The 9457-nt window shown below is 50.8% G+C and carries 7 protein-coding genes; all 7 read right to left on the reverse strand.

Translation table 11 applies throughout. The annotated features are described in order from the left end of the window. Nucleotides 1-80 precede the first annotated feature (80 nt). The 7 genes from ABD892_RS12975 to fmt all read right to left on the reverse strand — a co-directional run bounded on the left by ABD892_RS12975 (nucleotide 81) and on the right by fmt (nucleotide 9040). On the reverse strand, nucleotides 81-1172 hold the full coding sequence (locus ABD892_RS12975) for a hypothetical protein (RefSeq protein ID WP_345196184.1): 1092 nt from the start codon (nucleotides 1170-1172) through the stop codon (nucleotides 81-83). Beyond that, nucleotides 1173-2318 carry an NAD(P)/FAD-dependent oxidoreductase gene (locus tag ABD892_RS12980; protein ID WP_345196185.1) on the reverse strand — a complete coding sequence of 382 codons (1146 nt, stop codon included), beginning with the start codon at nucleotides 2316-2318 and terminating at the stop codon, nucleotides 1173-1175. Then, nucleotides 2293-3300, reverse strand: a complete 1008-nt coding sequence (locus ABD892_RS12985) for a hypothetical protein (RefSeq protein WP_345196186.1) — start codon at nucleotides 3298-3300, stop codon at nucleotides 2293-2295. Before ABD892_RS12985 ends, ABD892_RS12980 begins: the two co-directional genes overlap by 26 nt. 400 nt (nucleotides 3301-3700) lie before the next feature. After that, on the reverse strand, nucleotides 3701-5149 hold the full coding sequence (locus tag ABD892_RS12990; RefSeq protein WP_345196187.1) for a TrkH family potassium uptake protein: 1449 nt from the start codon (nucleotides 5147-5149) through the stop codon (nucleotides 3701-3703). A gap of 163 nt (nucleotides 5150-5312) precedes the next feature. After that, nucleotides 5313-6686, reverse strand: a complete 1374-nt coding sequence (gene trkA, locus ABD892_RS12995) for a Trk system potassium transporter TrkA (RefSeq protein ID WP_211831138.1) — start codon at nucleotides 6684-6686, stop codon at nucleotides 5313-5315. Nucleotides 6687-6759: 73 nt separating this feature from the next. After that, nucleotides 6760-8091 carry a 16S rRNA (cytosine(967)-C(5))-methyltransferase RsmB gene (gene rsmB, locus ABD892_RS13000; RefSeq protein WP_345196188.1) on the reverse strand — a complete coding sequence of 444 codons (1332 nt, stop codon included), beginning with the start codon at nucleotides 8089-8091 and terminating at the stop codon, nucleotides 6760-6762. A 1-nt stretch (nucleotide 8092) separates the two neighbouring features. After that, the gene (fmt, locus tag ABD892_RS13005; protein ID WP_345196189.1) at nucleotides 8093-9040 is read right to left on the reverse strand and encodes a methionyl-tRNA formyltransferase; all 948 of its coding nucleotides are present in this window, start codon (nucleotides 9038-9040) and stop codon (nucleotides 8093-8095) included. Nucleotides 9041-9457 lie beyond the last annotated feature (417 nt).

The raw sequence follows: 9457 nt of genomic DNA on the forward strand, positions 1-9457 counted from the left end.
CAGGCGGTAATGGGAACATGGGGATGAGCTTAGGCGGCAGAACGTGAAATCGCCTTATGTACCGGTTTTTGAGTACTTACTTACGTTTTTGATAGTTTTTTTAAAAATATCAATTTGATACCTCTTGTGAATAGTGGTACGAAGAATAGAGCATAAAATAGCCATGAAATGACCCTATACCCTTTATTGATGAGGTAAATAAAACCAGCGTTGTCTGCAATAAAAACAGTAATGATTAATAGAAATAATGTAATTGTTGCGCGTTTCTCTGAAGATATATTTTTATTGCTGGCCACTGATAGGCGTTCATTGAATGTGTGCAAAAGAGCTGAACAGGTCTCGATCAATGTACCAAAAATGATTAGAGGGAAAATTCTGCATAGCAACTGGGAGTCTATTTCTATCAATATCCGCGTTAATGGTACAGTATCATCAATGATTTCAGGGTAATAGCCAAGCATTACGGTGTAAAAGGCTAATCCTGGCATAATGGCAAGTAAACTTGCACTGAATCCTGCCGCAATAGAATAGCAAGAGCTATCTAAAGAGCGTAATGAAAAAAGTATTACAGGCATCGCAGCCAAACTACTGACAGCAAATGTTGTAGCCCCATTTAACCAATCATTGTTATTGGGAAGACTATAGAAAATATCATTGTTTGTGATATTTATCGGTTTGACCCCATACATAAAAAATATGAAATATGTGCCGTAGAGCGCGACAGACCAAAAGCCCATGAATGTCTCGATTCTTTCAGTTCCCAAGCTGCTTGCCAACGTTACGATACAGATAAAGACTATCATTCCAAATATTTCATTCTGTCCGGTAGAGTAAGCGATGATTCCTCCAGCCAGAGAGCTGCATACTGAAACAACAATCATCAGCGTGATAAAAAAGAAAAGTTCATAAAGAAACCATAAGTGTCCGAGAAGGTGTTGGAAGAATGTTTTATAGTCATAGCTATTCGTTATTCTGGCAAATTCAAAACTGACGATAAGCACAAGTGCAAAAATACAAAAAGTCAGAATAAACCCGAAATAACCGGCTACAGGCCCATATTGAAGAAAGAATTCGACGAGTTCGCGTCCACTGGCATAACCGCCACCGATAATCGTCGACTGAAACACAAGCCCCGGCAGTAAAATAGCCTTGAGGCGCTTTACTGTAGACATTTATACCGCCTCATAACGTTTAGGGCTGATGCTTTCTTCAGTAATTCCCTGGTCTCTGAGTGCTTGTGGGATGCCGTAACCCAGAATTAATGAGGCGGTCAGCCAGCCGGATGCAGGCGCAGTTTGAATACCAGTGCCTCCCTGCCCTGCCAGCCAGAAAAAACCTGCTATTTGTGTGCTGAAACCTATAACCGGCGTTCGATCGTGGGCAAAGGTTCTTAAGCCAGCCCAGGCGTAATTGATGCGCTGAGTGATTATGCCTGTTGCCTGAGAAAGTCTTTCGGCGGCAAGGGCGATATCAATGTCTTCCGGGCGGGAATCACAGGGAGAACTCAGATGCTCATCGCAGGGGGATACCTGCAAAACACCTTTTTCAGGTTTGATATAGAAATCATCTAAAGCACTGATCATCATCGGTGCCCGTGCACAGGTTTCGGTTTTGCTGTGATTGATTGTTATCACAGTGCGGCGTAGCGGTAGCAGACCAAGGGGACGTATGCCCGCTTTCAGTGCGACTTCATCTGCCCAAGCGCCGGCTGCATTAATGATGATGGGAGCTTGATAGGCGTTGCTTTGAGTGAATACTGTCCACAGGCCACCCGCATAATTAAGTGTTGTCACAGGGCTGTTGGGCTGGAATTGCCCATGATTGGTTTTTATGGCGCGACGATAACCGCATAACAGTCCATGACTGTCGATATCGAACGTATAGGGGTCATACACAACCTTACGACTCATTTGACTCGATAGGGGAATCGCTTCAATTGGTGGACTCGATAGAAGCTGTACCCTATCCAACACACCGTGTATTGATTTCCATAATACCCGTAGCTTTTCTTCTCTATGTAATGGCGAAATAAAAATAACAGAGCATTGGTGTAAAAGTGGGTTGTCGCTAAATCCTATGGGTGGGATCAGGAAGAACTTCAGGCTGGATTTGGTTAAAGCTAATATAACCGGATTCTCATAGCCATTGGATTGCGCATAAATGGAAACGGCCCGTCCGCTCGCATGTATGCCCGGCATGCATTCGCGTTCCAATACCAAAATCCGTTTTCGTTGTAATGACAGGGCGTAGCCGGCGGACAATCCGGCTACGCCTCCACCTATAATGATGATATCAAACCGACTCATGACGAGTTTCATCCCTGGATACCGGCTTTATAGGCGCTATTTGTAGATATACTTCGCAACAACCATGTCCCTCATTTGTGTTGACTCGTAAATAGTCATCCTCCTTTCTCTCTGGTACCAAATAATTATCCGTAAAGGCATAGGGGTAATTGAGGGTTTCTGCGCAGTACTTAACTGCCTGCTGTCTGATGAAGCCAGATAGTTTTGCAGTGGTCAGGTTTTCCAGGACAAATGAAAGCTGCTTAAGGTCCTGATTGGCTACAGTGGTCCTGTCATTGGAAGGCTTTTCCTGCATTTTCTGGAATTGTTTATTACCAGAAAGCTCAATAATGGCCTGTTTAAGCAGCTCATCCAGAACCGTCTGGCAGGCGGCTCTTTGGTCTGCTGTTGTCAGGTTTTCAATGGTGGCCTCACCGGGAGCCAGGAAAACAGGCTTACCCATAGATTGAGTGAGATGTTGAGCAAATGTTTCAATAGCCCGCCTTGTTTTTTCTGGCTTAAGATGAGCAGAGGTTCCCCTGCAGTTATCTACATGACACAAAGCAATTCCACTGTCTCCCCGGTCTACGGTGACGATAGAGGTAAGCAGTTTTCCATCGCCTGTCTCAAGCATTGTTAGGGTAACTTCCGGGTACAACAGGATCATGTATAGATATTTTGTGTGCGGAGTATCCAGCCGAAGACAGCAGGGAACCAGAAAACCTGGATAAAGGGCTTTGTAAATAGTTGTGTGATCCAGGGTGGTTATATGTATGTCGCCAACTGTTTTCGACTGCGCAGGAATATATTTATGAGGAATAGCACAAGCTGGCTGTCTGGGAAGGATGTGATGTAGGTGCGCCGTACGTTCAAGAGCGGTCTCATCCATTTTATTGAGAAGGTGCTTAAGGTTTTTTCTTGTATTTTTATTGCCAGAACAGTGATCTACCAATGAGTTACTCAGTTTCTGGATTTCATTTTTGGGATCGTCTTTAGGTGTTTTGCTTTCTAGCAAGGACTCCAGAACGGATAACGGATTAGATGCTGCCGCTGGTGTAACAGGAAGGTTTGATTGGTGGTAGGGGTCTTTCGTTTGCAGGTTGAGTTGAACCTGACAAGAATCTACATGCCTTGCGTCTAGTTGCTCTGTTCTTTGAAGGGGTAGGGTATCAGGCTTGCCAAACTAACCTCCGCGCCTCCTCTTGCTGACGAGACATATCCGGGTCGTTTAAAAGACCATTGTTTCTGGCACAAGGGATAACGGCGAGATTTTCCATGGCTTGGTACTCCTGGATACAAGTGAACAAACATGAATCCAGATTCTCGGGATTCGTACAGTAGAGTCCGTAAGTAAGAAAAAAGTTCCTGAATCGCAAAATTCAGGAACATATTCAGACGTCTTTCTGTGAAAAAGGTCAGTGACGCCAGAACATCGGGGTAAACAGTACCAGCAGGGTGAAGATTTCCAGACGTCCCAGCAGCATGGCAAAACTCAGGATCCACTTCGCAGTATCCGGCAAACTCTGGTAGTTAGCCGATGCCTCGCCCAGTGCAGGGCCCAGGTTGTTCATACAGGATGCAACGGCAGAAAAGGCTGTAGTGATATCCAGTCCTGTGGCCAGCAGCGCCAGGTACATAACGATGAACAGGAAGACATACGCCGAGAAAAAGCCCCAGACAGCATCCGCGACCTTGTCATCCACGGGTTTGCGGCCCAGCTTGATGGAAAAGATCGCGTTGGGGTGAATCAACCGTTTCAGTTCCCGTGACCCCTGCTTGAAGATCAGCAATACGCGGATCACTTTCATACCACCGGCCGTGGAACCTGCACAGCCACCGGCAAAGCTGGTCAGAAAGAGCAACAGCGGCAGGAAAGTGGGCCAGATGGAGAAGTCTGTAGTACTGAAGCCGGTGGTTGTTGCAATGGAAACCACTTCAAAAATACCGTAACGGGCTGCCTCCATACCGTCATAGATATCATTGTAGAGAAGCACCGTTACTGTTATCAGGCTGACGCCAACCAGCATCAGCAGGTAACCACGGACTTCCGGGTCTGAGAAATACATCAGGAAACTGCGGTTATGCCAGGCCAGATAATGCATGGCGAAATTGATGCCGGAAATCAGCATAAAAAAGATCGCGATACCTTCAATGGCTGGATTGTTGAACCAGCCGATACTGGCGTCGTGGGTTGAGAATCCGCCAATGGCAACGGTGGAGAAACTGTGGCTGATGGCGTCGAACGGCGTCATGCCGGCCATCCAGTAAGCCAGCGCACAGGCAACCGTCAGGCCGAGGTAAAGATACCAGAGGGTTTTGGCGGTTTCGGCAATGCGGGGCGTCAGTTTGCGGTCTTTGACCGGCCCCGGGGTTTCCGTCCTGTAGAGCTGCATGCCGCCGATGCCCAGCATGGGCAGAATCGCGACGGCAAGAACAATGATTCCCATCCCGCCAAGCCATTGTAATTGTTGTCGGTAAAACAGGATGGCGCGGGGCATGGCGTCAATATTGGTGAGAACTGTGGCACCGGTGGTGGTCAGGCCGGAGATGGACTCAAAAAAAGCATCAGTGACAGATAGCGACGGCGCATCCATCAACAGGAGAGGAAAGGCACCGAAAACCGCAAGAACAGCCCAGAACAGCACAGTAATCAGAAAGCCATCCCGTGGGCGCAGCTCATGCTTGGCCCGGCTGAATGGCAGAAAGAAGACCAGCCCGGTCACCAGTGTGATCAGGAAGGTATAGGTAAACAGCATGATTTCCGGTTCGCCGTACCACCAGGCCACAGCCATGGGTGGCAGGCTGGCGGTACTGAACAGCACCAGAAGAATCCCCAGAATGCGCAGAATGACCGGCAGATGCATTCAACTCCCCCAGAAAGCACCTTGTCTTCTGTATCCCGTGCGCCTTGTTCCGTGTTGTTATGGCCAATCCGGCGGCGAGTACAGAACAGACTATTGTTATTCCTTCGTAAAGTGACTGGCTGCGGAGTCAGTATTTTTTATGCAGCCAGCTTTTACCGGTTTTTCAGAAGAAACTGAGTCCCACCTGGAACAGTTTTTCCACCTCGGTTATACGCTTCTTGTCGGTGAGGAACAAGATAACGTGGTCGCCGGACTGGATTTCGATATGGTCGTGGGCGATGAGAACCTGGTCATCCCGCACGACTGCGCCGATGGTAGTGCCCGGTGGCAACTCAATGGCACCAATGGTTCGGCCAACAACCCGTGAGCTGGTTTCGTCGCCATGTGCAATGGCTTCGATCGCCTCTGCCGCGCCCCTGCGGAGTGAGTGAACGTTCACTACGTCACCACGTCTCACATGACGGAGCAAACTGCCAATGGTGGCCAGCTGGGGTGAGATCGCGATATCAATACTGCCGCCTTGCAGCAGATCGACATAGGCCGGGTTGTTGATCAGCGCCATCACCTTGCGGGCACCAAGTCGTTTGGCCAGCAACGAGGACATGAGGTTGGCTTCATCGTTGTTCGTCAGGGCGATGAAGACATCAGTTTCCTCAATGCTTTCTGCGACCAGCAGATCCCGGTCTGAGGCATTGCCGTTAAAGACAATCGCCTTGTTCAGGGACTGAGACAGGTGATGACAACGTTGAACATTGTGCTCAATGATCTTGACGTTGTACTTATCCTCAATCGCCTGGGCCAGCCGCAGACCAATGTTGCCGCCACCGGCGATGATGATGCGCTTGTAGTCCTGGTCCAGACGGCGCAGCTCACTCATGACAGCCCGGATGTGTTTGCGGTCAGCAATGAAGAAGACTTCGTCGTCGGCCTCAATCACGGTGGTACCTTCCGGCATGATTGCCTTGCCGCGTCGGAAGATGGCCGCAACCCGGGTATCCACGTTGGGCATGTGTTCGCGGATAGTCCGGAGTTCCTGGTTAACCAGTGGACCGCCATAGTAGGCTTTCACGGCAACTAACTGTGCCTTGCCGCCGGCAAAATCCAGTACCTGCAGTGCGCCCGGGTATTCGATCAATCGAGTGACGTACTTGGTGACGACCTGTTCCGGACTGATCAGAACATCGACAGGAAAGGCTTCGTCATTGAACAGACCTGCGCGGCTAAGGTAAGCCGTCTGGCGAATACGGGCGATCTTGGTCGGCGTCCGGAACATGGTGTAGGCGATCTGGCAGGCCACCATGTTCACTTCATCGGTGTTGGTGACGGCGACCAGCATGTCCGCGTCATCGGCGCCCGCCTGCTTCAGGACCGAAGGAAACGAGGCCATGCCGTGAACCGTGCGGATATCGAGCCGGTCCTGCAACTCCCTGAGTCGATCACCATCGGTATCCACGACCGTGATATCGTTTTCTTCGCTGGCCAGGTTCTCAGCCAGGGTGCCCCCGACCTGTCCGGCGCCGAGAATGATGATTTTCATGAAACGTGCCTGAATGGGTTCCTTACATCGTGAGGCCGCCGGCTTGGCCGACGGTCACCAGGTCAATCCTGCATTATGACGCTTTTTTGCGTAACCGGCAGTAGAAAAAGCCATCATTTCCCTGGGGTTTTGGCAGCAGCTGAATGCCGTAACCGGTATCCAGGCCAAATTCCGCCGGGACAGGCTCCAGGATGACGTCGTCGTGTCGCTCAAGGAATGCCTCTATTTGCAGGCTGTTTTCATCCGGCAGCACGGAACAGGTCGCATAGAGCAGGATGCCGCCCGGTTTCAGCAGGGACCACATCGTATCCATGATTTGCCGCTGAAGATCCGCCAGTTGGGGGATATCGTCGTCCCTGCGCAGCCATTTGATATCAGGATTCCGTCGTATGACGCCGGTGGCGGAACAGGGAGCGTCCAGCAGGATGCGGTCGAAAGGCTGGCCATCCCACCAGGTATCTGGCCGGGTGGCATCACCGGTGATGACATGGGCGGTCAGTTTCAGGCGTGACAGGTTTTCATGGATACGGGCTGCCCGCTCGCTGTCGATATCCAGCGACCAGAGGTCTACACCTTCGGTTTGCTCCAGAATATGGCAGCTTTTACCACCAGGCGCGGCACAGGCATCCAGCACCCGTTCACCTTTTTCAGCATCCAGAAGCGATGCACTGAGTTGTGCCGCTTCATCCTGAACACTGACGCAGCCATCCTGAAAGCCGGGTAAGGCCGTGACGGGAGAAGCTTCCTCCAATTGAATGCCGTGGGCAGAGAACAGACAGGGATGTGCGGCAATACCTTCATCGCGCAGCTGTTTCAGGTAGTCGTCACGACTGGATTGACGGGCGTTAACCCGCAAGGTCATTGGTCCCTGCTGATTACCCGCATCAACGATAGCCTGCCATTGCTCGGGCCAGGCCTGCTTCAGGCGACGAAGCAGCCACTGGGGATGTTCATAGCGCGCTTCCTCAGTGGAACCTTGCCAGTCTGTCAGCTCAGCTTTCTGCCGTTGGGCGCTGCGAAGGACGGCGTTGACCAGCCCTCTTGCCCAGGGCTTTTTCAGATTACGTGTGGCATTGACGGTTTCAGAGAGGATCGCATGTTCCGGTATACGGCTGTAAAGCAGCTGATAGAGACCAACCAGCAGCAGTGCCTGTATTTCCTTTTCGCTGGCTTTGAGCGGTTTGCTGAGCAAACGGTCCCGAATCAGTGACAAACTGAAAAAATGGCGCGCCGTGCCATAACAGAGTTGGCGAAGTAGCGGGTGTTCACTGTCGTGAAGACGCTTTTCCGCCTGTGGCAGCATAGTGGCCAGTGATTGCCCTTTGAGCACGGCGGCGATAGTGCGGGCAGCCTGCAGCCGGACATTGGCCGGACTTTTCCGAACGGGTTGTTGTGGAGTATTCATTTCAGGCGAACCGCTTCCCCGGGGCAAACTGGTCACTGCGGCTGTTGAGTAGGTCCTGTACGCTCATCGCCCGGCTGCCCGGTAACTGCAGTTGTTTCAGAACAAGGCTACCGCTACCGCAGCTGACGGTAATACCTTGCTTGTCTGCAGAAATAATGGTACCAGGGGCTTTATCGGAAGATGCTTCGATAGCTGTGGCCTGCCATACCCGAATGCGTTCGCCTTCCAGTTCCGCCCATGACACAGGCCAGGGATTAAAGGCGCGTACCAGGCAGTCAAGCTCCCGGGCTGGCCTGGACCAGTCGATACCGCCCTCTTCCTTGCTCATCTTGTGGGCGTAGTTGGCCTGTTCATCATCCTGCTTTTCCGGCGTCAGGGTGCCGGCGGCGATTTGATCCAGCGCCTGCTGGAGACAGGGCGCACCGATTTCAGCCAGTCGGTCATGCAGGTTCTGGCTGGTATCGTCAGTATGAATCGGACAGCAGGCTTTCAGCAGCATATCACCGGTATCCAGCCCGGCATCCATCTGCATGATGGTGACACCGCTTTCCTTGTCGCCAGCGGCAATGGCGCGCTGAATCGGCGCAGCCCCCCGCCAGCGTGGCAGGATGGAACCGTGGACATTGATGCAGCCATATTTCGGGATATCCAGGACTGCCTGGGGCAGTAGCAGGCCATAGGCAACGACCACCATCAGGTCTGGTTGCAGGGCGGCCAGTTCCTGCTGGGCTTCTTCAGATTTCAGGGTCTTGGGCTGAAATACGGGAATATTATGTTCCAGTGCCAGCTGCTTGACCGGGCTAGGCGTCAGCTTGCGTCCCCGTCCTGCCGGGCGGTCTGGCTGTGAGTAAACGGCAATGACTTCATGGGGACTGTCAATGACGGCCTGAAGGTGAAGGCTGGCGAATTCTGGGGTGCCAGCAAAAACGATACGTAGTGATTGAGTCATTCTGAATAAAGCAAATGTGTGAAAATGACTGCATTATCCTCCTTAATATCAAAAAAGAAAAATGGATTACCTTAACTTGTTGATTTTAATGCATTTGTTTTTCAGAGGGTAAACTTTGGTTTTAGGAACCTACTAATAGTTTTTATTGTCTTAATTGAAAGTCCAATTTTTCAGGAGCGTAGACGTGGATTCAACTAGGCATGTTGAAAGGAGGCAGGTTGCAGTCAATCCGGAAGAACTACAGGAGGGTTTGGGATGTTGCGCAACCTTATGGAATCGTTTTGTGGCATTTGTTTTTCGTTGCTGTCCACGAATCGTCGGTATTTTAACAATTGAGGCTAGGGGCTGTTGACGTTTCATTGAAAGCCTTGAACCAAGCCTGAAAATCCGCAGTATGTTGCTACCGCTCATGCTTTC

Source organism: Kistimonas scapharcae, assembly GCF_039540975.1.
GTDB lineage: Bacteria > Pseudomonadota > Gammaproteobacteria > Pseudomonadales > Endozoicomonadaceae > Kistimonas > Kistimonas scapharcae.

Coding starts and splice junctions, on each gene's coding strand:
- trkA (WP_211831138.1), bottom strand. CDS start 6,686: ATGAAAATCATCATTCTCGGCGCCGGACAGGTCGGGGGCACCCTGGCT.
- fmt (WP_345196189.1), bottom strand. CDS start 9,040: ATGACTCAATCACTACGTATCGTTTTTGCTGGCACCCCAGAATTCGCC.
- ABD892_RS12975 (WP_345196184.1), bottom strand. CDS start 1,172: ATGTCTACAGTAAAGCGCCTCAAGGCTATTTTACTGCCGGGGCTTGTG.
- ABD892_RS12990 (WP_345196187.1), bottom strand. CDS start 5,149: ATGCATCTGCCGGTCATTCTGCGCATTCTGGGGATTCTTCTGGTGCTG.
- rsmB (WP_345196188.1), bottom strand. CDS start 8,091: ATGAATACTCCACAACAACCCGTTCGGAAAAGTCCGGCCAATGTCCGG.
- ABD892_RS12980 (WP_345196185.1), bottom strand. CDS start 2,318: ATGAAACTCGTCATGAGTCGGTTTGATATCATCATTATAGGTGGAGGC.